General features: G+C 55.0%; 25 protein-coding genes. 16 read left to right on the plus strand and 9 right to left on the minus strand.

The genetic code is table 11. The annotated features are described in order from the left end of the window. Positions 1-13 precede the first annotated feature (13 nt). From G5574_RS10710 to G5574_RS10725, 4 genes are all read right to left on the minus strand, one after another. A complete protein-coding gene (locus G5574_RS10710; RefSeq protein WP_033739966.1) occupies positions 14-1,438 on the minus strand; it encodes a GGDEF domain-containing protein in 1,425 nt (474 codons plus the stop codon). Between the two features lie 263 nt (positions 1,439-1,701). Next, positions 1,702-3,177, minus strand: coding sequence for a SulP family inorganic anion transporter (locus G5574_RS10715; RefSeq protein WP_006118229.1), 1,476 nt, complete (start codon positions 3,175-3,177; stop codon positions 1,702-1,704). After that, positions 3,174-3,806: a carbonic anhydrase gene (locus G5574_RS10720; RefSeq protein WP_039341920.1), complete on the minus strand. Its 633-nt coding sequence runs from the start codon at positions 3,804-3,806 to the stop codon at positions 3,174-3,176. Before G5574_RS10720 ends, G5574_RS10715 begins: the two co-directional genes overlap by 4 nt. 571 nt (positions 3,807-4,377) lie before the next feature. Then, positions 4,378-5,187, minus strand: a complete 810-nt coding sequence (locus G5574_RS10725) for a 5'-nucleotidase, lipoprotein e(P4) family (protein WP_039341918.1) — start codon at positions 5,185-5,187, stop codon at positions 4,378-4,380. Between the two features lie 109 nt (positions 5,188-5,296). Here G5574_RS10725 and G5574_RS10730 point away from each other — a divergent pair, with 109 nt between their 5' ends. Both G5574_RS10730 and G5574_RS10735 read left to right on the plus strand, forming a co-directional pair. Beyond that, positions 5,297-6,004 carry a purine nucleoside phosphorylase YfiH/LACC1 family protein gene (locus G5574_RS10730; RefSeq protein ID WP_164482601.1) on the plus strand — a complete coding sequence of 236 codons (708 nt, stop codon included), beginning with the start codon at positions 5,297-5,299 and terminating at the stop codon, positions 6,002-6,004. A 169-nt stretch (positions 6,005-6,173) separates the two neighbouring features. Next, positions 6,174-8,195: an NADPH-dependent 2,4-dienoyl-CoA reductase gene (locus G5574_RS10735; RefSeq protein WP_110268779.1), complete on the plus strand. Its 2,022-nt coding sequence runs from the start codon at positions 6,174-6,176 to the stop codon at positions 8,193-8,195. On the opposite strand, the gene rlmG is transcribed toward G5574_RS10735, so the two are convergent. Then, positions 8,196-9,314: a 23S rRNA (guanine(1835)-N(2))-methyltransferase RlmG gene (rlmG, locus tag G5574_RS10740; protein ID WP_164482602.1), complete on the minus strand. Its 1,119-nt coding sequence runs from the start codon at positions 9,312-9,314 to the stop codon at positions 8,196-8,198. It lies immediately after the preceding gene. A gap of 82 nt (positions 9,315-9,396) precedes the next feature. Between rlmG and G5574_RS10745 the strand changes: the two genes are divergently transcribed. Continuing rightward, positions 9,397-9,900 (plus strand): M48 metallopeptidase family protein, encoded by a 504-nt coding sequence (locus G5574_RS10745; protein WP_006118297.1) that lies wholly within the window; start codon positions 9,397-9,399, stop codon positions 9,898-9,900. On the opposite strand, the gene G5574_RS10750 is transcribed toward G5574_RS10745, so the two are convergent. Continuing rightward, positions 9,897-11,585 (minus strand): chloride channel protein, encoded by a 1,689-nt coding sequence (locus G5574_RS10750; RefSeq protein WP_164482603.1) that lies wholly within the window; start codon positions 11,583-11,585, stop codon positions 9,897-9,899. The two genes, G5574_RS10745 and G5574_RS10750, sit on opposite strands and share 4 nt — an antisense overlap. 134 nt (positions 11,586-11,719) lie before the next feature. Between G5574_RS10750 and G5574_RS10755 the strand changes: the two genes are divergently transcribed. Beyond that, the gene (locus G5574_RS10755; RefSeq protein ID WP_162285863.1) at positions 11,720-12,700 is read left to right on the plus strand and encodes a Gfo/Idh/MocA family protein; all 981 of its coding nucleotides are present in this window, start codon (positions 11,720-11,722) and stop codon (positions 12,698-12,700) included. Positions 12,701-12,959: 259 nt separating this feature from the next. Continuing rightward, positions 12,960-13,931: a TerC family protein gene (locus tag G5574_RS10760; protein ID WP_164482604.1), complete on the plus strand. Its 972-nt coding sequence runs from the start codon at positions 12,960-12,962 to the stop codon at positions 13,929-13,931. Between the two features lie 55 nt (positions 13,932-13,986). Here G5574_RS10760 and G5574_RS10765 read toward each other — a convergent pair whose 3' ends face one another. The 3 genes from G5574_RS10765 to uxaC are packed head-to-tail and all read right to left on the minus strand — an operon-like array spanning position 13,987 to position 18,346. Next, positions 13,987-15,477, minus strand: a complete 1,491-nt coding sequence (locus G5574_RS10765; protein ID WP_164483228.1) for a UxaA family hydrolase — start codon at positions 15,475-15,477, stop codon at positions 13,987-13,989. After that, a complete protein-coding gene (locus G5574_RS10770; RefSeq protein ID WP_164483227.1) occupies positions 15,477-16,928 on the minus strand; it encodes a tagaturonate reductase in 1,452 nt (483 codons plus the stop codon). The genes G5574_RS10765 and G5574_RS10770 overlap by 1 nt, the downstream gene beginning before the upstream one ends. Before the next feature lie 2 nt (positions 16,929-16,930). Further along, on the minus strand, positions 16,931-18,346 hold the full coding sequence (gene uxaC / locus G5574_RS10775) for a glucuronate isomerase (protein WP_033739988.1): 1,416 nt from the start codon (positions 18,344-18,346) through the stop codon (positions 16,931-16,933). A 399-nt stretch (positions 18,347-18,745) separates the two neighbouring features. On the opposite strand from uxaC, the gene G5574_RS10780 reads away from it, so the two are divergent. From G5574_RS10780 to G5574_RS10830, 11 genes are all read left to right on the plus strand, one after another. Continuing rightward, a complete protein-coding gene (locus G5574_RS10780; RefSeq protein ID WP_164482605.1) occupies positions 18,746-20,050 on the plus strand; it encodes an MFS transporter in 1,305 nt (434 codons plus the stop codon). Positions 20,051-20,137: 87 nt separating this feature from the next. After that, positions 20,138-20,914, plus strand: a complete 777-nt coding sequence (gene exuR / locus G5574_RS10785; protein WP_006118304.1) for a transcriptional regulator ExuR — start codon at positions 20,138-20,140, stop codon at positions 20,912-20,914. Positions 20,915-21,227: 313 nt separating this feature from the next. Further along, positions 21,228-21,902 carry a DedA family protein gene (locus tag G5574_RS10790; protein WP_006118305.1) on the plus strand — a complete coding sequence of 225 codons (675 nt, stop codon included), beginning with the start codon at positions 21,228-21,230 and terminating at the stop codon, positions 21,900-21,902. After that, on the plus strand, positions 21,899-22,246 hold the full coding sequence (gene mzrA, locus G5574_RS10795; RefSeq protein ID WP_006118306.1) for an EnvZ/OmpR regulon moderator MzrA: 348 nt from the start codon (positions 21,899-21,901) through the stop codon (positions 22,244-22,246). The genes G5574_RS10790 and mzrA overlap by 4 nt, the downstream gene beginning before the upstream one ends. Positions 22,247-22,430: 184 nt before the next feature. Continuing rightward, positions 22,431-22,805, plus strand: coding sequence for a DUF1090 domain-containing protein (locus tag G5574_RS10800; protein WP_033739991.1), 375 nt, complete (start codon positions 22,431-22,433; stop codon positions 22,803-22,805). Positions 22,806-22,840: 35 nt separating this feature from the next. Beyond that, positions 22,841-23,146 carry an ElaB/YgaM/YqjD family protein gene (locus G5574_RS10805; RefSeq protein ID WP_006118308.1) on the plus strand — a complete coding sequence of 102 codons (306 nt, stop codon included), beginning with the start codon at positions 22,841-22,843 and terminating at the stop codon, positions 23,144-23,146. A gap of 2 nt (positions 23,147-23,148) precedes the next feature. Next, positions 23,149-23,544, plus strand: coding sequence for a phage holin family protein (locus G5574_RS10810; RefSeq protein ID WP_006118309.1), 396 nt, complete (start codon positions 23,149-23,151; stop codon positions 23,542-23,544). Next, on the plus strand, positions 23,544-23,828 hold the full coding sequence (locus G5574_RS10815) for a YqjK-like family protein (protein WP_006118310.1): 285 nt from the start codon (positions 23,544-23,546) through the stop codon (positions 23,826-23,828). Before G5574_RS10810 ends, G5574_RS10815 begins: the two co-directional genes overlap by 1 nt. A 202-nt stretch (positions 23,829-24,030) precedes the next feature. Then, on the plus strand, positions 24,031-24,441 hold the full coding sequence (locus G5574_RS10820; RefSeq protein ID WP_033739992.1) for a DoxX family protein: 411 nt from the start codon (positions 24,031-24,033) through the stop codon (positions 24,439-24,441). 174 nt (positions 24,442-24,615) lie between these two features. Then, positions 24,616-25,239, plus strand: coding sequence for a cytochrome b/b6 domain-containing protein (locus tag G5574_RS10825; protein WP_039341887.1), 624 nt, complete (start codon positions 24,616-24,618; stop codon positions 25,237-25,239). Beyond that, positions 25,212-25,904, plus strand: coding sequence for a VIT1/CCC1 transporter family protein (locus tag G5574_RS10830; protein ID WP_006118313.1), 693 nt, complete (start codon positions 25,212-25,214; stop codon positions 25,902-25,904). The genes G5574_RS10825 and G5574_RS10830 overlap by 28 nt, the downstream gene beginning before the upstream one ends. Positions 25,905-25,920: the final 16 nt, after the last annotated feature.

Below are 25,920 nucleotides of genomic sequence, written 5' to 3' on the forward strand. Positions count from 1 at the left end.
TCCAGCGACCTGCTCAGGCAACGTCGCTGGTCATTTCATTATGGGCTTTGCCCGGCGATGTCTGATTGCGACCATTTCGCTTGGAAATATAGAGATTTTTGTCGGCTGCGGAGATCAGGTTGTTAATCGTCTCAGCCCAGGCCGTACCCGGTTGGGCTTCGCCATTTGCCAGGCCCAGGCTCACCGTGACCGTGACGGCATTGCCCTGCAGCACAAATTTCTCGCGGACAATGCTCTGCCGAATCCCCTCCGCCAGCGAATAGATTTTCTCTGGAGACAGATCGAACTGCACCACCACAAATTCTTCTCCGCCAAAACGGCAAATGTGCCCTTTGCTGCCAACCAGCGGCGAAATGCGGCGGGCAATCTCTTCCAGCACGCTGTCGCCCGCATCATGGCCGAAATTGTCGTTGACTGATTTAAAGTAATCCACATCCAGCAGGATCACGCCGACCTGACGTTGCGCATAGCTGGGCTCGTTACGCAGTCTTTCATACAGGCCGGAGCGTGATAATAACTGGGTAAGAAAATCGTAATCGGCGCGCAGAGCCAGCCGCTCATTGAGCTGACGGATAGCATCCACGCTGACCGCCACAATCAGAGGACTGATGGCAAGCGTAGCCACGCCCAGTCGCGCTGACGTCAGATGACTGATGGGCAGCAGGCTTGAATCGCCCTGGATATGCATGACGCCATGGGAAACCAAAATGATCTGGCTGATGCCGGTTATCAGTGTCACCAGGCTGGTGAGCGGGATGGGCAAGACAATGGCGCACCAGATTAACGCCGGCACCGGCAGCGTCAGGCTGCCTGCGCCGCCCATTAAGGCCCCCGTCGTTAAGGACAGCCCCACGGCGATAAGCGGCAGAATCGTCCCCACCTTTACCCGTAGCCCTGAGAACATCACGCGCCAGTTTGGGGTCAACAGAAACGGCAACAGCATTAAGCCGGTCGAAAACTGTTCGCTGAACCAGTTCATCCAGGCATCGGCGAACGCGGCATTGACACTGCCTACCTGTGCCAGTGCGCCCCAGGTGGCGCAACCGAACGCCGCCAGCAGGCAGGCGGGGAAGATCCGTAAGGCATTTGAGATGCGTTCACTGCTGGAATCATGCTGATACTGTTTTCCCATCACTAGTACGCATATCAGGATAAACAGAATATTGGCGACATTGAGCGTAAATGCCGGTAACGTCCAGCCCGAAAAGACCGTATCGTTAAATACCATCGCACTAAAGCAAATAAGATAAAAACGGGTTCGGTGAAGGAAGGGATAACGCAGCATCATACCGGCAATAAACACGTTTACCGGCCAGAACAGGGATAAATCGTGGGGAATGCGCAGATGACCGCCAACGAAACAAAACATCAGCGTAATCATAAACAGCCAGAAGGCACTCTTTTTAGCATTATGCTCTTCAAACAGCTTAGCGCGCATACGTCCGGACCTTGTCACAAAGAGGCTCACTATCTCGCCGCCCACAAAGTATGTGGCGTTATCATCATCATTAAAGCCTGATTCGTGTCTGCGCCATTCAGAGAAAAACAACAGTAAACAGGCGAACGTCAGGGTATTGAAACAGGTTACCGGTAACGAATGGGCTGGCAGACATCCCTGCCTATTATGTCTTACAAATAAAAAAATCGGATATCCGAGATATCCGATTTTTCTGCTGTAAATTCCAGAATACCGATGTCTGGTTATTTCACCGCCACCGGCCACTGACTCAGGCGTATGTTTCGTTTATCAGCATTTTCACCAAAATCTTTCAACACGGCTTTTACATCCGGATCGATGTATTCTGCATTATCGTTATCAACAATTACCACGCTATTTTCGGGAATTTTTTCCAGCAGTCCCTGAAGTTTAGGGTTGTGTAAAAACGTCAAATTTTGCTGAAAACGCAGCACATAGTGGTCGTCATAGCGCGTAAGCTGCAAGGCGTTGCGATGACTCTTGTAGATGCTGTAGATAATTTGAGTGGCAATACCTATGCCGATTCCCACCAGCATTCCCAACGTGATAATTCCGATAATCGTCGCCAGGAACGGGACGTACTGCTGTGCGCCCATACGAAACTGTTCGATAAACAGTCGCGGTGCAGCCAGCTTATAACCGGTATAGAGCAGGACCGCAGCCAGACTGGCAAGTGGAATGGCATTCAGCATCTCACTAAACCACATACCGCAAATCAGCAACATCACACCATGAAGCAAAATGGACAGTTTGGTTTGTGCGCCTGCGTTGACGTTTGCTGAGCTGCGAACAATAACCGCCGTGATGGGCATTGCACCCAAGAAGCCCGCGGTTATGTTACCAATGCCCTGAGCAAACATTTCTCTGTTGGGCGATGGCGCAGGATTTTGCGGACGTAGCTTTTTCAGGGCTTCCTGGCTCAGGAGCGTTTCCAGACTGGCCACCAGCGCCAGCGTCACCGCGACAACCCACACCTGCGGATTTTGCCAGGCCATCCAGTCCGGCGTTTCAAGTTCGGCTATCATCGCCGAAACGCTGTCAAAAGCGGGCAGTGAAATACGCGGTAAGGCGTCGGTGAGTGACGGGAACAGTCGCGCCCCCAATACTGTCACCCCACAGCCAAACAGAACCGCAAAGAGCGGACCCGGGATCCAGGCTATCGCCTTGATGCGCTTGATGGGGCCGGTTGTCCACGCAAACAAAATGAACAAGCCCACCAACGACACCAACAGCGCCGAGAGCGAAAAGGTCATTTCACCGTTTACCAGCGACACCAGTTTTACGCTGCCGCCAGCCCCTAGCGCCACCGGTATTTGCTGCATGATCAGCAGCAGGCCAATCGCCGCCAGCATACCTTTAATCACGCTACCGGGCACGAGTGCAATAAAACGGCCAGCGCGCAGCAGACCAAACAGGCACTGTAAAAGCCCGGCGATGATCAGCGCAGTGAGAAACGCGGAAAAACTTCCCAGCGTGGCCATCGAGGCGACCACGATAGTGACCAGTCCTGCCGCAGGACCGCTGACGGCGAAGCGTGACGGACTGAGTGATGTCACGATTATCCCGCCAATCACACCGGTCAGTAAGCCGGCAAAAGGCGGTAAACCGCTGGCCTGAGCAATACCGAGGCAGAGCGGGAGTGCGACCAGAAACACAACCAGCCCTGCCGGCACATCGCGGCGTAACGTATCCAGATTCATGGTGAAGACTCCTCTGCAGATTGCTGAATCAACTCTTTAAGATGACCCGATTGCAGGTCGTAAACACAGCCAAACACATCCAGTTCCTGACCAGATTGCCAGGCCTGACGGACAGGGTCGGAAGCCACCAGCCTGGCAAACTGCACCCGCACGTTTGCCTCCACCAGACGGTTCAGTTTCTCACCCTCGGTTTCCTGCGCCGTCGGGTCGCCAAGATGGCTTGCCAGGCCGTCGCGCAAACAGGTAATACGACGCGCCAGTGCAGAATCCTCCGTCTCTAACGGACTGCCAGGCAGATTCAGAGCCGCCTGAACGCCGCCGCAACCATAGTGACCGCTTAATACAATGCGCTTCACGCCAAGAAAGAAGACGGCATATTGCAGAACACTCAGCAGATTGTCGTCTTCCGCCACGACCATATTGGCGATATTACGATGAACAAACAGCTCGCCAGGATGGGAACCCGTTAACACCTCCGCCGGTACCCGACTGTCTGAGCAGCCAATCCATAATGAATGCGGTTTTTGCTGATAGAGCGATTTTTCAAAATAGGCGGGGTTACGTTGGCGGCGCTGTAAGGCCCAACTGCGATTTTTCGCTAATAAGGGTTTAAGTGTCGTCACAATCATCTTCTCTTAACTACCGGGAATATCATTTCCAGGCGAACCACGGAGTGAACCCGCTCACCTTATTTGGGCGAGGGGCTAATGAAACCTGAACTCCATCACATTAAAAGGTTATAGCCGCTTATCATTTTCAATGCACCTGGAATATTACACGCGCCAAAATACTGCCTGCCTGTGTAAGACTTTATTCAACTAACGTCATCAAAACGTAAATAAGATTAAGAGGTCATACCACCAAATTTTGCAGTTATTTTAATTTTATTCATTTAAAATCATACACATAAAATTAAAGTCATGATTTATAGATTGACAAATAAATACAAAACTTTCATAGCGAACTAAGTAATTAAAATAACAGCGACGCCACAGACCAGGATTAGTCTTAAATGCAGAATTTATGAATAGCACGATTAACCGCCTTTATTTAATGCAGGCAGTGAATCCGTCTTAATGAAGGGGTAAATTAAAGCGAGAGATAGTTAATTTAATTTGCGTGAAAATAGTGACGGATGTAAGTAAATATTTGAGCCAACGTGAAGGCGCCCGCCCAGTGCAGGCGCTTCATATTGACATTTTATTTACCGTTCCAGGCGTTGAGGCGCGCCTCACGAACGGAAAGCTGTTGTTGTGGTGTCAGCTTATTGTAATTTTCCGCCATGCCGCTTTCCCAGTCGCCATACAATGGATTGGGTAAAACAATAAATTGCGTACCGAAAAGCGCGTGATTATTGTCGACAAATGCCCGACGCTGCGCGTTACCCTGATGCCAGGTTGCGCCGCCAAAATCATTCAGGTTGTCACCGATATATAAAACGACATTGTAGCCCGCATTTTTAATGGCATCGAAACGCGCCTGCTTGTTTGAGGAGTCGGTTTTCAGGCTGACCGTTTTCTCACTGACTCCGCTGAAGCCAAGCTGCTGCAGGTTGGCCACCGTGGCGGCATAGTCTTTTTGATCGCGATTGGAAACGTAAAAAACGGTGCCGCCATGGCTGTTGACGTAGCGGGCGAATTCCACCGCGCCGGGCACCGCTTTTGCCTGCCGCGCCTGTGTCCAGGCTGACCAGGTTTTGTCGCTGAAAGGCTGGCCATTCTTCACCTGCCACGCACTATAGGCACTGTTGTCCAGCATAGTTTCATCTAAATCGACAATGACCGCTTTAGGCTTGCCCGCCAGCGAAGCCGATTGATCAAAGGCCAGACGGGCGCTGTTGAATGCCTGCCAGCAGAGCGCCTGATATTCGCCGGACTGCTGGAACCAGTTCAGGGCCAGGACCGATTGTTGCCCCAGTTGCTGCTGTGCCTGCTGTCGGGCAGGTTGCGCGCAACCTGCCAGTGCCAGCGCAACCACCGCCGACAGCGCGAAATTCACTGAATGTTTCATCGTTTTATCCTAAGGTGTGAAAGATTTAAGTGGGTAACGCTTCAAAAATGTAGCAGTTAACGTAAGCTGAGGGCAGCAACATTACACGCTGTTTCAACAGGAGATGAGGATGCCCGCTACACCGCGTTCGCCGTTGCTTGATGCACTTGACTGGGTCGATTATGCGTTTCAGCCCGCAGGCGAACCGCCTCCTGATGATGCCGCCTATGCCCATCAGCGTCACAGCGCCGTCGTGTTAACCGACACTCACACTATTCCACCCAAAAGCGGTGATGCAGATGGCGTGATCGCCACCGGGCACCGCCCCGTCGCGGTTTACACGGCCGACTGTTTACCGGTGCTGTTTGCCGACAGCCAGCAGAAACAGGTTGCCGCTGTTCATGCGGGTCTGCAGGGGACCCTGGCTGGCGTGCTGTATCGGGCGGTAGCGCATCTTTGCGAACGCGGTGCCACGCCAGCGAGCCTGACGGTGGCGATTGGCCCGGCGCTGGCTCCCTGCTGTTTTGAGCTGGATCGTCAACGTCTGGCAGAGATTGAACAGATGCCCGACATGCCATTGCCCCTGCGCTATTATGCGGTTCAGCCCCACAATCCCGGCGCTCAGCGCCCCCAGGCCGTTGCTACCCGTGGCGGTGTCTGGTTTGATCTACCGTATCTGGCGACGCAAATGCTGATAAAAGCAGGCATTCCGGCAGAAAACATTGACCCTGTCCACCAGTGCACCTATTGCACTACCGAGGCGGGCTCCAGCTACCGTTTCAACACGCATCACGGCAGTGGCTATCGTTCTCGCTATTCCTGGATTCGCCGCCGCTGAGGTTGCGCGCACATCCGCTGGCCTTCCCCTGCATTTTCCCGGCCTGGCCGTTTATGTGGCGGCTAAGGCCGCTTTTATGATGTTTCTCACAGCCTGATGCCATTTCACTTTTTTTTAACAGAAAAATGGTTAAAGCTAACTCATCCGACCACTTTATCTGTGAGTGATTATGACTGTGCTGCCCTCATCCTACCCGGCGTTGTTTACGCCCCTTGATCTGGGGTTTACTCAGCTCAGAAACCGCTTTTTGATGGGATCTATGCACACCGGTCTGGAAGAGCGTGAAGATGGCGCGGCCAGGCTGGCGGCATTCTATGGCGAACGGGCACGGGAAGGCGTGGCGCTGATCGTGACGGGCGGCGTATCGCCCAATCCTCAGGGCGTGACCGCCGCACACGGTGCGGTGCTGAACCAGGATTCACAGTGTGACTGGCACCGGCAAATCACCGCCGCCGTGCATCAGCACGGGGGAAAAATCGCGCTGCAGATTTTGCATACTGGCCGTTACAGTTTTCAGCGCGATCTGGTTGCGCCCTCTGCAATACAGGCCCCCATTAACCGTTTTACGCCGCGGGAACTGAGCGACGCCGAGGTTGAGCAGACCATTGCCGACTTCGCGCACTGTGCCCGTCTGGCGCAAAAAGCGGGCTACGACGGCGTAGAAATCATGGGCTCCGAAGGGTACCTGATTAATCAGTTTCTGGTACCGCACACCAACCAGCGTCAGGACCGCTGGGGCGGCGATTTTACCGGGCGCATGCAGTTTGCTTTAGCGGTCACCCGCGCGGTCCGTCAGGCCACCGGCGACCGTTTTATCATTATCTTCCGCTTGTCGATGCTGGACCTAATTGAGCAAGGCAGTACGCTGGACGAAACGCTACGACTGGCAACAGCGCTGGAACGCTGTGGCGTGACGCTGTTTAACACCGGCATTGGCTGGCACGAAGCTCGCATTCCGACCATTGCGACCTGCGTGCCCCGCGCCGCCTTCGCGTGGGTCACGCGCCGCTTGCGCCAACACGTTGCCGTGCCCGTGGTGGCAACGAATCGAATCAACCATCCACAGGTGGCAGAACAGCTTTTGCAGGATGGCTGTGCGGACATGGTTTCCATGGCCCGACCGTTCCTGGCCGATGCCGCGTTTGTCAGCAAGGCGCAACGGGGGGATGACGACAGTATCAACACCTGTATCGCCTGTAATCAGGCCTGTCTGGATCAGATCTTTGCCGGTCACGTCACCGCCTGTCTGGTCAACCCGCGTGCCTGCCACGAATCCCTCATGCCGGTGACACCGGCGCACATGCCCAAACGGCTGGCGGTTGTAGGGGCCGGTCCGGCAGGTATGGCGTTTGCCTTACAGGCGGCTGAACGCGGCCACCAGGTCACCCTTTATGAGGCGGCCGATGAGATCGGCGGACAGTTCAATATCGCCCGACAGATCCCAGGGAAAGAGGAATTCCGCGAAACCCTGCGCTATTTTCGCCATCGTTTGCCGGCGGCGGGCGTGGTAATCAAAACAGGCTGTCGGGTCACCGCTCCCCTGCTGGCAGACGCCGATGAAGTCATCCTGGCGACCGGCATTAAACCGCGTACGCCAGATATCCCCGGTATTGATCATCCCAAAGTCCTGAGCTATCTGGCCGTGCTGGCGGATAAGCGTCCGGTTGGTGCACGCGTGGCGATTATTGGCGCGGGCGGGATCGGGTTTGATACGGCTGAATATCTGTCTGAACCGCCCGCAAACGAAACCACCGGGGATTTTTATCGCGAATGGGGCATCGATCAGAGCCTGACGCAGCGCGGCGGCGTGATTGCGCCCGCGCCACAGCCTTCACCGCGTCAAATCTGGCTGCTTCAGCGCAAGCCCGGCAAGCCCGGTGCCACGCTGGCGAAAACGACCGGCTGGATCCATCGCAGCAGTCTCCAGTCACGGGGAGTTGAAATGTGGGGCGGGATTGAGTATCTGGCGATTGATGATGAAGGGCTGCATATCCGGCGCGACGGCGAGCGCCTGCTCCTGCCGGTCGACAACGTGATTATTTGTGCCGGTCAGGAGCCGCAACGCGAGCTGGAAGCGGCGCTGCGGGCAAACGGTAAACCCGTGCAGGTGATTGGCGGGGCCGACGTCGCGCAGGAGCTGGATGCCCGTCGGGCGATAGCCCAGGCCACCGCGCTGGCGTTAACGCTGTAGTTAACGCATTTTCACTGCACGCAGCACCACAAATTTTTTGTTGGAGGCAACCAGGGTGCAGTTGCCAAAGAGCTTCTTCAGCTTGTGGTGATAATCCAGGTGACGGTTGCCGACAATGCGCAGCTCCCCGCCGTATTGCAGGCAGCGCTTTGCGTCACGGAACATCTGCCAGGCCAGGTGATCGGTCACCGCGTGCTGCTGGTGGAACGGCGGATTACACAAGACCGCATGCAGCGTATCGGAAGGATAACCGCTCAGGACATTATTGACCCGGAACTGACAGCGTGACAGATCGTCCGGGCGGTTGATCTCTACGTTTAACCGGCTGGACGCCACCGCCATGTATGACTCATCAAGAAAATGCACCTCCGCCTCGGGATTTTGTGCCAGCGCCATCAAGCCAATCACGCCGTTGCCACAGCCCAGATCGACAATCTCGCCTTCAATATTTTCCGGCAGGTGCTGCATGAACAAGCGCGCGCCAATATCCAGTGAAGAGCGGGAAAAGACGTTGGCGTGGTTATGGATCTGATAAGGCGTACCGTCCAGCGACCAGACCTGGGTAGGCGATTTTTCGCGCAGCGCAGGCTGGGTGAACTGGCTGTAAATCACGCGCGCTTTTTTGACGGCCAGTGAGGTTTTGGTCTCACCAATGATTTGCTCAAACAATTGCAGAGTGGAGGTATGAATCTCTTTCGCACGCCCCGCCGCCATTATCACGGTTTCTGGCGTGATAACCTGACGCACTGCGCGCAGTTGCTGCTCCAGCAACGCCAGGGTTTTAGGAATTTTGATCAAGACCAGTGCCGGTGCGGCCGGCAACGGTGCCAGGCTGTCAAGGAACTGGACATCGCTGTCGTCCAGCGCATTCAGGCGCAGGTTCTGACGCGTGGCCTGCTGACTCAGCCAGGAGTCACTGATATGCCACAGCGGACGAGTATTCAGTGCGCAGGTTAACGCCCCAAAGCTGTCGTTAAAGATTAACGCTGGACCAGACGGCAGGCTTTGCTGCAGGAGATATTCATCAGCGGCATCCCAGGCTTGTAACGGACTTTCGTCACGCATCTGCGGGAAACGGTGCAGGATCAGTGTGCGATCGTTCAGTTCAAGTTGGCTCATGAATTCTCCGGCGTGGTACACTTTGGTTGATTTTCGCCCCAAAAAGGGGGCGCAGTATACTGTCTTTCGCCGGGAATCTCTAATGTCCTCACTGATCTATCTTCAGGGTTATCCTGAGTCCATCCTTGAACAGGTGCAAACGCTCATCGATCGCCAGCGTCTGGGCCCGGTGCTGCAACAGCGCTATCCCGACAGACACGATGTGATGAGTGATAAGGCGCTGTATGACTTTACGCTGGCACTGAAAAACCGCTTCATGCGCAACGCGCCGCCCATCAATAAGGTGATTTGGGATAACAAAATCAAGGTGATGAAGCACGCGCTGGGCCTGCACACGGCCATTTCCCGTGTGCAGGGCGGCAACCTGAAGGCCAAAGCGGAGATTCGTATTTCCACGTTTTTCCGCCAGGCGCCTGAGCCTTTTTTACGTATGATCGTGGTACATGAGCTGGCGCACCTGAAAGAGAAAAATCACGACAAGGCGTTTTATCAGCTGTGCTGCCATATGGAACCGGACTATCACCAGCTCGAATTCGACGCCCGCCTGTGGATGACAGAACAGGCTTTGCAGGGCAATGCGGCTTAGAGAAACTCCTGCGCTTTCTGAATCAGGCTGGTTTTGGTCAGCGCGCCTAAAAAACGGCGCTCCTGGGGATTATTCAGGACAGGCAGACGTTCCAGCGTGACGGCTGCAAAAGCTTCCCATCCTTCCCGCAGGCTTTGGTTTTGATAGGCCACCGGGAAATCCTCATCCATCACGCACTGCACCGGCGAGTCCAGATTAATCTCCTGCGCCAGCACCCGGCGGGATATTTCGTGAATGGAAACCACGCCCAGAAACGCGCCCTGCGCATTGATGACGTACACATAGCGCTCACGCTTAAGCGAACTCACCGCCAGTGCTTCCCCAACCGAGGCCTCAGGTTGCAGGGCCGCCCCCGGAATGATCAGTTCGCTGATGCGCATATTATCGAAGTCATATTTGGCTTCAGAACGGTTGAAATGGTGCGTCACGACGGGATAGGTACTGGCCATTTGCAGGCGGTAGACCACCATTGTCGCCAGAACGGACGCTATCATCACCGGAAACAGCAGGCTGCTGTTGAGCGTCATTTCCAGCACCATTAACATGGCCATTAACGGCGCCTGACTGACGGCCGCCAGGACGGCCGCCATGCCAACAGCGGCGAACAGCAGGACATTATTCAGGGGAAGATGCAGGGCAACCCCACATAACGCGATGACCAAACCCAGCAGCGCCCCGATCAGCAAGGACGGTGTAAACAACCCGCCCACCGCATTGGAGCCTACCGAGAGGCTGGTCGCGAGCGTTTTTAAGACCAGCAGCAGCAGTAAACCTGATAACACATAATGCCCTGCCATCACCTTTACAATGACTTCATAGCCGTTCCCCAGGATATCGGTCGAGACCAGCGCCAGCAGGCCCACGGCAAAGCCACCCGCCCCAAGACGTAGCGGTAAGGACCGAACCCGACTGAACAGCGTTTTAGCACGGGCGATCAGGCGAATCAGGAGCAAACCGGCCAGCCCGGACAGTAAGCCAATCAGGACGGTAATCAGCAGGCTGCTGACATCCATCGTGAAACTCACCTCGGCCAGCGGATAAAGCGCATTACGAAAGCCCAGCGCCCACATGGTCATGACCGCAACAGCGGAGGAGACCACCAGCGGAATCAGGCGTTGCAGGGCGGAGATACCAAACGCGATCTCTGCCACGAAAATGGCCGATGCCAGCGGCGCATGGTAGACCGAGGAAAGACCAGCTGCGGCGGCCATGGCGACGACGTCGCTGTTTTTTAACTGCACGCCAGGCGGCAACAGGCGGCCGATCATGCTGCCACAGAGCGCGGCCAGTTGAACCATCGGGCCTTCTTTACCGATTGACGCGCCGCTGCCAATACTGGCAACCGAAGACAGCGCCCGGAAAAGGGAGGTTTTCGTCGGCACGGCGTCAAGGCGGGCATTAATGACTTCGAGATAGTCGGTCTTGACGGTTTGCTGCCGCTCTATCGCGACCGCGTAGCGCAGGAAGAAACCGGCCAGCAGACCGCCCACGCCGACCAGAACGGGCCAGAACAGCATGGGCCAGAGATGGATGGATTCGGTGATGTCGTTGCTGCGGCCAAACAGCAGATAATTGATGAACTCAATCGTTTCACGGAACAGCAAAGTAACTAACGAGGCGGCACAGCCCACCGGCACGGCAATCACTAATGTGGTCCAGTTTAATGCGTGTTTGCTTCCTTTCACCTGCGCTCCCCGTCTTGTGCTTAACGTGCGGTATTCGGACATAGTATTGGAATGGCGATCTCAGGATCAACGTCTGATGTTGCCTGCCGGATGCCAGATGCTACTCTGCACTTTTACCTGCGCAGGAGATCACTGTGATTCGCTTTGCCATTGTGGGAACGAACTGGATAACGCGTCAGTTCATCGAGGCGGCACACGAAACCGGCAAGATGAGGCTGTGTGCCGTCTATTCACGTACCCGGGAGCAGGCGGCGGCATTCTGTCATGACTATCCCTGCGACCAGCGCTTTACGTCGCTGGCGGCCATGGCCGCCTGTCCTGACATCGATGCCGTCTATATCGCCAGTCCCAACGCCCTGCATTGTCAGCAGGCCATGCTGTTTATGTCGCAGGGCAAGCACGTCATTTGCGAGAAACCTCTGGCCTCGAATCTGCACGAGGTCGAAGCCATGATCGCCTGCGCCCGCCAGTATCAGGTGGTGCTGTTCGAAGCCTTTAAGACCGCCAGCTTACCCAACTTTATTCAACTCCAACAAGGGCTGCCTGCGCTTGGCACAGTGCGCAAAGCGCTGCTGAACTATTGTCAGTACTCGTCCCGTTATCCGCGTTACCTGAACGGCGAACATCCCAACACCTTCGATCCTCGCTGGTCCAACGGATCCATCATGGATATCGGCTACTATTGCCTGGCGGTCGCCGTCACGCTGTGGGGCGAGCCCCGGCAGGTGCTTGCCTCGGCCACCCTGCTGGAAAGTGGCGTGGACGGCCACGGCACCGTGAATCTGAATTATGGTGAGTTTGATGTCACGATAGTGCACTCAAAAGTCAGCGACTCGGTACTGGCCAGTGAAATTCAGGGGGAAGCGGGATCGCTGGTGGTGACACGTATTTCTGAGTGTCCATCTGTGACCTTTATTCCGCGTGTCGGGGAGAAACAGGATTTAAGCCAGCCTCAACACATCAATACCCTGCTGTATGAAGCAGAAACCTTTGTGCGACTGGTGGAACAGCGCCATGTCAGCCATCCGGCGCTGGACATTTCCCGTAGCGTTGCAAAATTACTGACCGAGATCCGACGTCAGACCGGCGTGGTCTTTCCGGCCGACAGTGCCTGAGTGTAAATATTTCAAAATATGACGGGCAGACGATTGATTCCTGACGGCCAGCCACGTAATTTATCGGCTTGCAAAGGGGAGTAACTTGTAAGCTGATTGATCGTCACTACGTTGCGTACGCATCCGGTCATCAGGCAACCCAGAATCCATTCCTGAGTTGTAAGTGAGACCTTGCCGGAAGGCGAGGTTTGCTTACACAGAATAAGCGGCTGACGTCTTCTGACCTCAGCCGTTTTTTTATTTCAGACAGGATACGATTATGCAAACTGTAGGTACGCCACTCCTCTGGGGCAGTTTTGCGGTTGTAGTACTTATCATGCTGGCGATTGACCTGTTCCTGCAGGGCCGTCGCGGTTCGCAAACCATGTCCTTCAAACAGGCTGCCGTCTGGTCGCTGATTTGGGTCTCCGTCTCGCTCCTGTTCAGTGCGGCGTTCTGGTGGTATCTGGACGGTACCGCCGGGCGTGACGTGGCTACCAGTCAGACGCTGGCTTTCCTGACCGGTTACGTGCTGGAAAAATCGCTGGCGGTAGACAACGTCTTTGTCTGGCTGATGCTGTTCAGCTACTTCTCTGTTCCGGCCAACCTGCAACGCCGCGTCCTGATCTACGGTGTACTGGGCGCTATCGTTTTGCGCACCATCATGATTTTTGCGGGTAGCTGGCTGGTAACGCAGTTTAGCTGGATCCTCTATGTATTCGGTGCCTTCCTGCTGTTTACCGGTATCAAAATGGCGATGGCGAAAGAGGACGATGCAGCCGTGGGCGACAAACCGGTTGTGCGCTGGCTGCGTAAACATCTGCGCATGACCGATACGCTGGACGGGGAAAAATTCTTTACGCGGAAAAACGGCGTGCTGTTTGCGACGCCGCTGCTTTTGGTACTGATCATGGTCGAACTGAGCGATGTCATTTTTGCCGTCGACAGCATTCCGGCCATCTTTGCCGTCACCACCGATCCCTTTATCGTTCTGACCTCAAACCTGTTTGCGATTCTGGGTCTGCGCGCCATGTACTTCCTGCTGTCTAACGTGGCGGAACGTTTCTCAATGCTGAAATATGGTCTGGCTGTCGTGCTGGTCTTTATCGGTATAAAAATGTTGATTGTCGATATCTACCACATTCCGGTAGCGATATCGCTGGGCATCGTCGGAACGATTCTGGCGTCGACGCTGCTGATCAACGCCTGGGTTAACCATCAGAATGACAAAAAGAAGCTGAATAAGCCGTAACGGCACGGCAAGGAAAAACACGGAACAAGGGCGGCATGGGTGCCGCCCTTGTGATTTACAGCGTCACACCGCTCTTGAAAATCGCGAGCTCACGAAAATCATTTTGTTCGTTACGGGTGCGTTGCCCGTTGGCAATGGCCACAATCGTGTCCACGAAATCCGCCAGCAGCGCCTCCATGCTCATGCCCTCAACCAGCCTTCCGGCATTAAAATCAATCCAGTGCGGTTTCTTTTCAGCCAGCGGCGTATTGGTGGCCAGCTTAACGGTCGGTACGAATCCGCCGTAAGGGGTTCCGCGTCCGGTGCTGAACAGCACCATATGACAGCCTGCGCCCGCCAGGGCACTGGTCGCCACTGCATCATTGCCCGGTGCGCTTAACAGATTAAGGCCGGGTACCGTCAGGCGTTCACCGTACTTCAGTACGTCCACCACCTGACTTTGCCCCGCTTTTTGTGTGCAACCGAGCGATTTCTCTTCCAGCGTAGTGATGCCGCCGGCTTTATTGCCCGGAGACGGATTTTCATAAATAGGTTGATGGTGATCGATAAAGTACTGTTTGAAATCGTTGATCATTGCCACGGTTTTATCGAAGGTCGCGCGGTCGCGACAGCGCCCCATCAGAATGCGCTCGGCACCAAACATTTCGGGGACTTCGGTCAGCACCGTGGTGCCGCCGTTGGCGATCATCTGATCAGAAAAACGCCCCAGCAGCGGATTGGCGGTAATGCCTGAGAAGCCATCAGAGCCGCCACATTCCAGACCAAATTTCAGCTCGCTGAGTTTGCCCGGTGTACGGCGATCGTGACGCATTTTTTCGTACAGTGCGTGCAGGCGTTCCAGCCCGACTTCTATTTCATCGTCATGCTGCTGGCAGACCATAAACGCAACGCGGTCGCTTTCAAACGCCCCTAATGTTTCACGAAAGGCATCGACCTGATTATTCTCACAGCCCAGGCCAATCACCAGCACCGCGCCCGCGTTTGGATGACGCACCATGTTTTGCAACATGGTGCGGGTGTTCTCATGGTCCTGACCCAACTGTGAACAGCCAAATGTGTGGCTGAAAAGAAACGCCCCGTCGGTTCCGGCCGCGTCCTGGGTTTCTTTCAGGAAACGCTGCAGAATTTGCCGGGCAATTCCGTTAACACAGCCGACGGTCGGTAAGATCCACAGCTCGTTGCGAATGCCTGCCTCACCGTTGGCGCGGCGGTAGAGCTGCACGTCGCGATCGCCAGGTTGAGGCGTTAAGGCTGGCGGCTCTGGCTGGTAGTCGTACTGGTCGAGATCGCTAAGATTGGTACGTGCATTGTGCGAATGCACCCGTTCTCCGGCCCCGATAGCCTGCGTGGCGTGCGCGATGGGCAACCCGTATTTCACGACCGTTTCGCCTTTCTCCAGCGAGCGTAAGGCAAACTTATGCCCCCGCTCCACGGCCTGTCGTAACGTCACGGGGTGATCCGCCAGCGCAATTGACGTCCCGATGTCGATATCCTGCAACGCCACGGCGACATTGTCCTGCGGATGAATTTTTATGGCGTCTTGCATCATGATCTCCGGTGGCTCAGCGCGTCGCGTATTCCATGCGCGAGAATGCGTTGCAGATGGTGGCTGACCGTTTCGGTCAGGCCGGGTAGCTGAGTTAAATCCTGTCCCCAGTGCGATGCCTCACCTAAAACCTGCTGAACCAACGCCGCGGGAGAAAGACGTTGTGCGCTGACGGCAACCCAGCTCTCTGCATAACGCTGCAACCAGTACGGCTCGTCCTGCAAGGTCCAGCGCTTGTCTGCCTGTTCGCCCCGATAAAACGCGATCAGGGCGGCAAGCGCAAACGTCAGGTTTGTTGGCCACTGGCCGGTTTGCTGATGGGCAGTCAGTAATGGCTGCAGCAAACGTGTGCGAAATTTGGTCATGCCATTAAGAGCGATAGACAGCAGCGCATGGTGGATAAAGGGGTTACGAAAGCGACGCAGTACCGCGTCGGCGAAGGCGTTAAGCTCATCAGCGGGCAGATCGAGCGTAGGGATGATCTCTTTGCGCAGGAGATCGTCAATATACCCAGCGACCTGTGTATCCTCCATCGCCTCGCCCACGCTCTCCAGGCCCGCCAGAAACGCCACCGGCACCATTGCGGTGTGCGCGCCATTCAGAATGGCCACTTTTTGGGCTTTATACGGGGCGATATCCTCAACCCGGCGCACGTTGGGTGCCAGCGCCGTCAGCCTGAGTTCGTCAAACAGCGCGGCGGGGCCTTGCAGAACGAACTGATAATAGACCTCGCCCGCTACCAGGAAGTGATCCTGATAACCCAGTTGTGCCTCAAGCGCAGCGCTGTCGGCCGGAAACCCGGTGACGATGCGATCCACCAGCGTGTTATAGAACGCACAGCTTGTCATTACCCAGCGTGTAAAGGCGTCCGGTAACTGCCAGTGTTCGGCATAGCGCAGTACCAGCGCGCGCAGCATATCGCCATTATGATCGACCAACTCGCACGGCACGATAAGCCAGCCTTTGCTTTCGTCACCGGCAACGTGCTGATAACGCGCCCAAAGCAGCTGCGTCAGTTTGCCGGGAAAGCTGGCGGCGGGCGAATCGGTCAGCCGATCCGTTTCGCTAAACGCGATGCCCGCTTCGGTGGTATTCGAGAAAACAAAGCGCATGTCGGGCTGGCGCGCCAGCGCCATAAACGCATCGAACTGCGTGTAAGGCTGGATTTCACGGTTCACACTGCGGATCAGGCGGCTTTCGCTCACCGACTCACCCTGCGCGTTCAGGCCACGAACCAGGGTCGTATAAAGGCCGTCCTGCTGATTCAACGTGTCGCTGACTTCGCGATTGCGCGGCCTGACCACCACCACACCGGCATCCGTTCCCTGATGCTCATTGAGCCAGTCCAGTTGCCAGTCGATAAAAGCACGCAGAAAATTGCCTTCACCAAACTGAATCACGCGATCGTGGTAGACCGCGCCGGGAAAGTCGTGGCGGTTCAGCCGCGTCATCATCAGGCTCCCAGCTCAATGCCAAAATAGTCGCGCGCATTGTTAAAGCAGATGTTTTGCACCATCTGTCCTAACAAGGCTTCATCGGCCGGGGCTTCGCCGTGATCCACCCAACGACCAATCATCTGACACAGCAGACGACGGAAATACTCGTGGCGGGTATACGAGAGGAAGCTTCGGCTGTCGGTTAACATGCCCACGAAACGGCTCAGCAGACCGATTTGGGCCAGCTGCGTCATCTGACGCTGCATGCCATCCAGTTGATCGTTAAACCACCAGGCGGAGCCAAACTGCATTTTCCCGGCCTGGCCTTCTCCCTGGAAGTTGCCGGCCATAGTTGCCAGCACTTCGTTGTCACGCGGATTCAGGCAATAAAGGACCGTTTTAGGCAGCGCATTATTGAGGTTTTGCGCACCCAGCAAACGAGCCAGCGGTTCTGCCACAGGCTGATCGTTAATGGAGTCAAAACCGACGTCCGCGCCTAACAGCTGGAACTGGCGCTGATTGGTATTGCGTAACGCACCAATGTGGTATTGCTGCACCCATCCGCGTCGGGCGTACTCGCCGCCCAGCCAGACCAGCACCGCCGTTTTGAACTGGGCGATCGCCTGTGCATCGGGTTTGGCACCACTGCGACGGTGCGCCAGAATCCTGTCCAGCGTCGTTTCATCGGCCTCGGCATAACACACGACATCCAGCGCATGATCGGAAATCTTACAGCCGTGTGCGGCAAAGTGGTCCAGCCGTTTGCTGAGCGCCTGACGCAAATCATCGAAGCGTTGCACGCTGACATCGGTAAGGCTTTCCAGCTTTTCAATCCACGGCAGGAAGGTGTCCGCTTCGATGTTGAACGCTTTATCCGGACGCCAGCTTGGCAGCACCTTAACGTTGAAACTGCCGTCTTCGGCGATCGCACGATGGTGCACCAGATCGTCCAGCGGATCGTCGGTGGTGCCGACCATTTTCACATTCATCTGCTGCATGATACCGCGCGCGGTGAAAGCGTCCTGAGCCAGCAGATCGTTACAGCGCTGCCAGATCTCATCCGCCGTTTTTTCTGACAACAGGACGCCGGTAATCCCGAACGGGCGACGCAGCTCCAGGTGCGTCCAGTGGTAAAGCGGGTTGCCGATGGTGTGCGGTACGGTCCGTGCCCAGGCATTAAATTTCTCGCGATCGCTGGCATCACCGGTGCACAGTGCCTCAGCCACGCCGTTTGCCCGCATCGCGCGCCATTTATAGTGATCCCCTTTCAGCCAGATATCGTAGAGATTGGCAAAACGGTAGTTTTCAGCGATCTGTTGCGGCGGTAAATGGCAGTGATAGTCGTAGACAGGCTGGTCTTTGGCGTAGTCGTGGTAAAGACGACGGGCGAACTCTGTGTCCAGCAAAAAATCCTCGGTCATGAAACGCGACATAAAAAGCTTCCTTATGGGATACACCCTGAATGGCTCAAAGTTATCATACCAATTTTCACTGACTGCCGTTTTTTTTACGACTCAGGTCACATTTAAGCGAGATTTTTCCCCCGAAAAGCGACCTTTTTGCCGCCGGCAGCGCGCTAACTGGCTGTGTTCTCATCTGTTTGCAGTATCCCACATGCGATTACGGGTTTTTGTGATGGCTTTCAACTTTTAAAGTTGTATAACAAGTTAGGCTCTCGCTTTACCGCAAGGTAACAAACTTCTGACATAAGGCAAGGCAGATAACGGTCGCTCAGGCAGGGCCGGCGGGCGTGAGCAGAGCTGTATCACGAGATGTCCCGCTCCAGATAACAACAGCGGTTTGACCGCATACACAACTGGAAGAGGTACAGAATGCGTAAGATCAAAGGATTACGCTGGTATATGATTGGCCTGGTGACGCTGGGGACGGTACTGGGTTATCTGACGCGTAACACTATTGCCGTAGCAGCGCCAACCTTACAGACCGAGCTGCACATCACCACCCAGCAATACTCGTACATTGTGGCGGCGTACTCCGCCTGCTATACCGTGATGCAGCCCGTTGCGGGTTATGTGCTCGACCTGCTAGGCACCAAAGTCGGTTATGCGGTCTTTGCCGTACTGTGGGCCACATTCTGCGCCGCGACCGCGCTGGCAGGCAGCTGGGGCGGACTGGCCCTGGCGCGTGGCGCTGTCGGTGCCGCCGAGGCAGCCATGATCCCCGCCGGGCTCAAAGCCAGTAGCGAATGGTTCCCGGCAAAAGAGCGCTCCGTCGCAGTGGGCTACTTCAATGTGGGCTCATCCATTGGTGCCATGGTCGCGCCGCCGCTGGTCGTGTGGGCTATTGTGGCGCACAGCTGGCAAATGGCGTTTATCATCGCAGGCGTACTGAGCATGATTTGGGCGCTGTGCTGGCTGGTGTTCTACAAGCATCCCAAGCAGCAAAACAAGCTGAGCGACGAAGAACGTAACTACATCATTTCAGGTCAGGAATTGCAGCATCAGACAGGTAACACGACCAAAATGTCGGCACTGCAGATCCTGCGTAACCGCCAGTTCTGGGGCATTGCGCTGCCGCGTTTCCTGGCCGAACCTGCGTGGGGCACCTTTAACGCCTGGATCCCGCTGTTTATGTTTAAGGTTTACGGTTTCAACCTGAAAGAGATCGCGCTGTTTGCCTGGATGCCCATGCTGTTTGCTGACTTTGGCTGTATCCTGGGTGGCTACCTGTCCCCGCTGTTTCAACGCTGGTTTGGCGTAAACCTGATCGTGTCGCGCAAAATGGTGGTCACAATGGGCGCGATATTGATGATAGGCCCGGGCACCATTGGTTTGTTCACCAGCCCGTACGTTGCCATCGCGTTGTTATGTGTAGGCGGCTTTGCCCATCAGGCGCTCTCTGGCGCGTTGATTACGCTCTCGTCTGACGTTTTTGGCCGTAATGAAGTGGCCACCGCCAATGGTTTAACCGGTATGGCGGCCTGGACAGCCAGCACGCTGTTTGCGCTGGTGGTTGGCGCGCTGGCAGATACGTTAGGCTTCAGTCCCCTGTTCGCTGCGCTGGCCGTGTTTGATTTGCTGGGCGCCATCGTCATCTGGACCGTCCTGAAAAATCAACCGGTGTCGGAACTGCAGACGCCGCATTCGCCTTCTCAGGCTGCGCCCGTTCGCAGCTAATCTCCCGGGCTGGCCTGCGCCAGCCCTTTTCTTCAGTTACAGCAAAGTGGTATAACAACTTATCTGCTTGTTACTTTGGATCGTGCTATGGACCTCACCGAATCGCGTCGACTTTATCAACAACTGGCCAGCGAATTAAAACGGCGCATTGAAAATGGCGTTTATCAGGTGGGAGACAAGCTGCCCGCAGAGCGTCTGATTGCCGAAGAAATGCAGGTCAGTCGCACAGTGGTCCGCGAAGCCATCATCATGCTGGAAGTAGAAGGCTATGTTGAGGTGCGCAAAGGCTCGGGTATTCATGTGATAGCCAGCCAGCAGCAAACCCGTGTGGCTGAGTCCAGCAGTCAGTTGGAGTTCGCCACCTTTGGTCCCTTTGAACTCCTTCAGGCGCGTCAGCTGATTGAAAGTAATGTCGCCGAATTCGCCGCCACGCAGGTAACGCGTCAGGATATTGTCGACCTGATGGCGATTCAGGAGAAAGCCCGTCAGGAGGACCATTTCAGGGACTCAGAATGGGATATGCACTTCCATGTTCGTATTGCGCAGTCCACGCAGAACAGTGCCCTCGCGGCCATTGTCGAAAAAATGTGGCTGCACCGGTTACACAATCCCTACTGGCTCAAACTGCACGAGCATATCGATCAGCGCAGTATTCTCAGCTGGTGTGACGATCACGATCAGATTCTTAAAGCACTCATCCGCAAAGATCCTGCCGCCAGTAAGCTGGCAATGTGGCAACATCTCGAAAATACTAAGCAGATGTTATTTAACGCCACCGCCGACGATTTTGAATTTAATGTCGACCGCTACATGTTCAGCGAAAATCCGGTTGTCTTACCTGATGCCGATACGATTCAGCGCTAATCTGGCCTAAAAACAGTCAGTTAATCTGCAATAGTGTCAGAACATGTAAAACTCCTTTTTACATCGTAATGGAGAGGGTAAAACTCCTGTTCGTTTAGGAGTAGTTCTGTCTCCGAAGCTGGATTTTTGTTACAGTTATCACCCTTTTCTTACCTTTTGCGTTAAGGGCTTATCAAATCGCTGATTTAACAATCAGTTCTGGAAGGATCCAGACATGCATGCTCAGACGGTCACCCCAGAATTTATAACTAACTGTCAGTCTGCGCTTTAGTCCCAGTGGGACATGTTCAACGATGATGTTCGGGAATGATTGATGGAAATTTTGCAAGCGCTGCTGCATGCCTTATGGCAACAGGATTATGAAACGCTTTCTGATCCAACACTGGTGTGGGCGATTTACGGCGTTTTATTCATGATTCTTTTTCTGGAAAACGGTTTACTGCCTGCCGCTTTCCTTCCCGGGGACAGTCTGCTGATTCTGGTTGGCGTGCTGATTGCCAAGGGCACAATGAGCTTCCCGCTGACGATCTTGGTCTTAACAACAGGTGCCAGCCTTGGCTGCTGGGTCAGCTATATTCAGGGCCGATGGCTCGGCAATACGCCCACCGTACAAAACTGGTTATCGCACCTTCCCGCCCGCTATCATCAGCGGGCCCATAATCTGTTTCATCGCCACGGATTATCCGCCTTACTGGTTGGCCGTTTTATCGCCTTTGTCCGCACCTTACTGCCCACGATTGCCGGGCTGTCCGGTTTAAGTAATGCCCGTTTCCAGTTTTTTAACTGGATGAGTGGCTTCCTGTGGGTGGTGATTCTGACCGTTCTGGGCTTCGCGCTGGGTAAAACCCCTATTTTTCGGCGTTATGAAGATGAGCTGATGTTCTTTCTGATGATGCTGCCGCTGGTGTTACTGGTGGTGGGATTAATCGGTTCGCTGGTTGTTCTCTGGCGCAAGCGCCGTGCAAATCAGCGGGGGACCGGCTTATGAAAACATTACAGGCCATACCTAAACACTGGCGGCCCTGGTTGATTGGCGGTGCATTCGCGCTGATTGCGATAAGCCTGGTACCCGGTCTGATGCGCCATGAAAATGTGGTACAGATTCGTGTTTCGCACGCGGGAGCCCCGATGCCGGACGGCTTTTATTTATACCAGCAGTTGAGCGCGCAAGGTATTCGCATCAAAAGCATCACACCCGCAGGTGATGCGCTAGTTATTCATTTCGACAATGAAGAGCAGAGCCTGGCCGCGCAAAAAGTGTTGCGTCGCTTGCTGCCTGAGGGCTTTATCGTCGCGCAACACGATCAATCGCCTCACCTCTCTCTCGCCTGATGCGCGTTTCTTTATACGTTCAGCGTTTATCGACTGCGCGCTGAACGTTTCCCCGTATATCGGTGATCTTTGGACTTTTTCCACCTGATGTCTATGCTTAAACTAAGGCGGGTTTCAACGCACACCGTGAAGCGGTTGCGCCGCGTTGATGTAAATCAGGCAACAATGGAAGGTACTACGCCTAATGAAAAATAAATTACTGCTGGGCATCGTGTTGTTTTCGCTTTCAGGTTCATTGATGGCGGCGGAATCGCTGTGCCAGCAAAAAGAACAGGACATACAGCACGAAATTGAGATGGCGAAGAAGCATAACAATCAGCGCCGGGTAAACGGCCTTGAGCGCGCCCTTACTGAGGTGCGCGCGGGCTGCACGGACAAAAAGCTGAAAGCTTCACATCTGGAAAAAATCAACGCGCAGAAACAGAAAGTGGCTGAGCGTGAACGCGAACTCAAGGAAGAGCGCGATGAAGGTCATGATAAGGACAAGATAGCAAAACGCGAACATAAGCTGGAAGAAGCACGCCAGGAGCTTAAGAAGTTACAGGCGGAGCCCTATTAATCGGATTCACTCTACTGATGTTAAAGGAGTATTTTATGTCTAAAGACACATCATCGGAACATTTGCGTGCTGAGCTGAAAAACCTGGCGGATACGCTGGAAGAAGTGCTGAGCAGCGGCACAGAAAAATCGAAAAGTGAACTGGATAAACTGCGTCATAAAGCGCGCGTGGCGCTGGACAGCTCCCGCGAGCGTTTAGGTGAATCCGGCGAGCGCTTGGCAGCCACTACGCGCGAAGCGGCACAAAAAGCAGACGGTTATGTACGTGATAACCCGTGGCATGGTGTCGGTATTGGCGCGGCGATCGGTGTCGCTATCGGTATGCTGATCTCGCGTCGTTAACCATGACCGATTCACAGCAGAACCACGGACCAGCTAAAGGGGTGATCACGATTGGTCAGCGTATCGTTACGACGCTGGTCAGTATGGTCGAAACACGCGTTCGTCTGGCAGTGGCAGAGCTGGAAGAAGAAAAGGCCAATCTGATACAGATGTTGTTGATGCTTGGCCTGACGATGCTTTTTACTGCTTTTGGCCTGATGAGCCTGATGGTGCTGATTATCTGGGCAGTCGATGCGCAGTACCGTCTTATGGCGATAGCCATCACCACCGGCGTACTGTTCCTGCTGGCGTTGATTTTTGGGCTCTGGACACTGCGTAAATCACGCCAGTCGACGCTGCTGCGTCATACGCGTAAAGAGCTGGCCAACGATCGTGATTTGCTTGAGGATAACCGCTAATGAGCCGCCGCGAACGTGAAGCGCGTATAGAAGAGTTGCTTAAACAGGTTCAGCAACAGCGCCTTGATCTCAGCGCGGCGCGGCGTGGCTGGCTCGAAATCACGGCACCTTACGACCGTGGCTGGTTTACCTTTTTGAGCCTTAAACGCTATCTGGCCATTGGCAGCAGCGCGTTAGCGATTTACTCCATCCGCAGTCCCAACCGCCTGTTGCGCTGGGCCAAGCGCGGCTTTGGCCTGTGGAGCACCTGGCGCATGGTTAAGTCAACCTTCCCCCCGCGCTGACATCACCAGGCCAGTCCATTGCGACTGGCTTTTTCTTTTGTCAGATTTACTGAACAACATCGACAGTTTATATCGCTTACAACTGTCACGCCTCGCGACTATCATCTCCAGCTATCAGCCCAGCGGTTTGCTATCAGGCGGCCAACGGGAATATTCACTGCGGGCATTCCTGCCTTGCAAACTTATAGCGTTGGAGTAGATGATGAAAAAATTCGAAGACAGTGGTTTGTTGGCCGCCCGTATCCTGATGACCATTCTGTTTATCACCGCAGGCTGGGGCAAAATTACCGGTTATGCAGGTACACAGCACTACATGGAAGCGATGGGCGTCCCCGGCTTCATGTTGCCACTGGTTATCCTGCTGGAGTTTGGCGGCGGTCTGGCGATCATGTTTGGCTTCCTGACCCGTTTCACCGCGCTGTTCACCGCGGGCTTCACGATTCTGACCGCCTTCCTGTTTCACAGTAACTTTGCCGAAGGCGTGAACCAGCTGATGTTTATGAAAAACCTGTCTATCGCTGGCGGTTTCCTGGTGTTGGGTCTGGTTGGACCGGGCGCGTACAGCATCGATCGCCTGATCAGTAAAAAGCCACAGGGTGTTCTGGCGCGCTAATTCACCGCCAGCAATCCCGCTTTAGCTGAACGCACCGGCTGCTTTTTCCGGTGCGTTTTGCTTTTTTGCTGCCTGCCGTCTCGCCGCTTCTCCGGTACCGCGGAGAAACGCTTAAGGTAAGCCTAATCTACGCATGAAAATATAGTGTCCTGTTCTTTTCATTTCAGGATTGCTATGAACATGTCTTACAGGCAGTGGCTCCCTCATCACGATGCGCCTTTTTTTCGACGGCTCCATCTCTTCGTTGCCGTCCTCATCCTTTCCCAGATCATCAATTCCGGTTTCACCGAACGTGAAGCGCTGGGCGGGCACAGTCTGGAAACGGTGATCACCTGGTTTCATATCCTGTCTGGCCTGTTACTGATTGTCGCCGGATTCGCTATGCTGATCTGGATGCGCATGCAGCGCGGCTTACACTGGTACTTTTCGTGGCTGACGCTGGATTTCCGCGGTATTCGGGACGATCTCGCCTGTCTGGCGCGCATGAAATTACCCGACGCGCACAGTGGCGGCATCGCTGCCACCGTACAGGGGCTGGGCGTTAGCGCGTTGCTTGTGGTGGCCTGCTCAGGCGCGCTATGGTTTTTACTTAACAGCACATCGTTCGCGTCGCCGGGTCTGACGCATGCAGTGCTGCACTGGCACAGGTTCCTGACCACGTTTGTCGAAATCTATTTCTACAGCCACGGTGCAATGGGCGTGCTGCATATTCTGCTTTCGCACTATGAAAATAAGCGTACCCGTCGGGTCGCTGATCACAGGGATAACGAATGCAACACAGTGAAACGCATAAAATAGAACACGCAGGCTGGCTGCGCGCGGCCGTTCTGGGGGCTAATGACGGGATTGTCTCAACCGCGAGCCTGCTGGCAGGCGTGGTGTCAGCCAGTAGTGCCCCCCACACGGTGTTGCTCGCCGGGCTGGCGGGAATCGTCGGCGGCGCGATGTCGATGGCCACGGGAGAATATGTCTCCGTGTCTTCACAGTCAGATAGCGAACAGGCCTCTCTGCAGCAAGAAAAAGCCGAGCTGGAGGCTGACTTTGCGGCGGAAACCGTTGAACTGACGGCGATTTACCAGGCGCGCGGGCTGTCTGCTGACCTGGCTCATCAGGTAGCAGAGCAACTGATGGCCCATGATGCCCTGGCCGCACATGCCCGGGACGAGCTGGGCATTACCGACTTCAGCAGCGCGAAACCTCTTCAGGCCGCGCTGTTTTCCGCTATCAGCTTTGCCTCCGGCAGCGTGCTGCCGTTTGCTGTCGCCCTGCTCATTACCGGGCCCTTCGCCCTGCCCGCGATTGCATTGTCGGCCCTGCTGGCGCTGGCACTACTGGGTGCCCTGGCAGCTAAAGCGGGCGATGCGCCCGTACGCAAAAGTATCATGCGCATCTGCTTCTGGAGCCTGCTGGCAATGAGCTTTTCGGCGACCGTCGGCTACCTTACGGGTCAGGTACTGGGCTAGCCGCATAAGGCCGTCC

It is taken from the genome of Pantoea stewartii (assembly GCF_011044475.1).
Taxonomy (GTDB): Bacteria; Pseudomonadota; Gammaproteobacteria; order Enterobacterales; family Enterobacteriaceae; genus Pantoea; species Pantoea stewartii.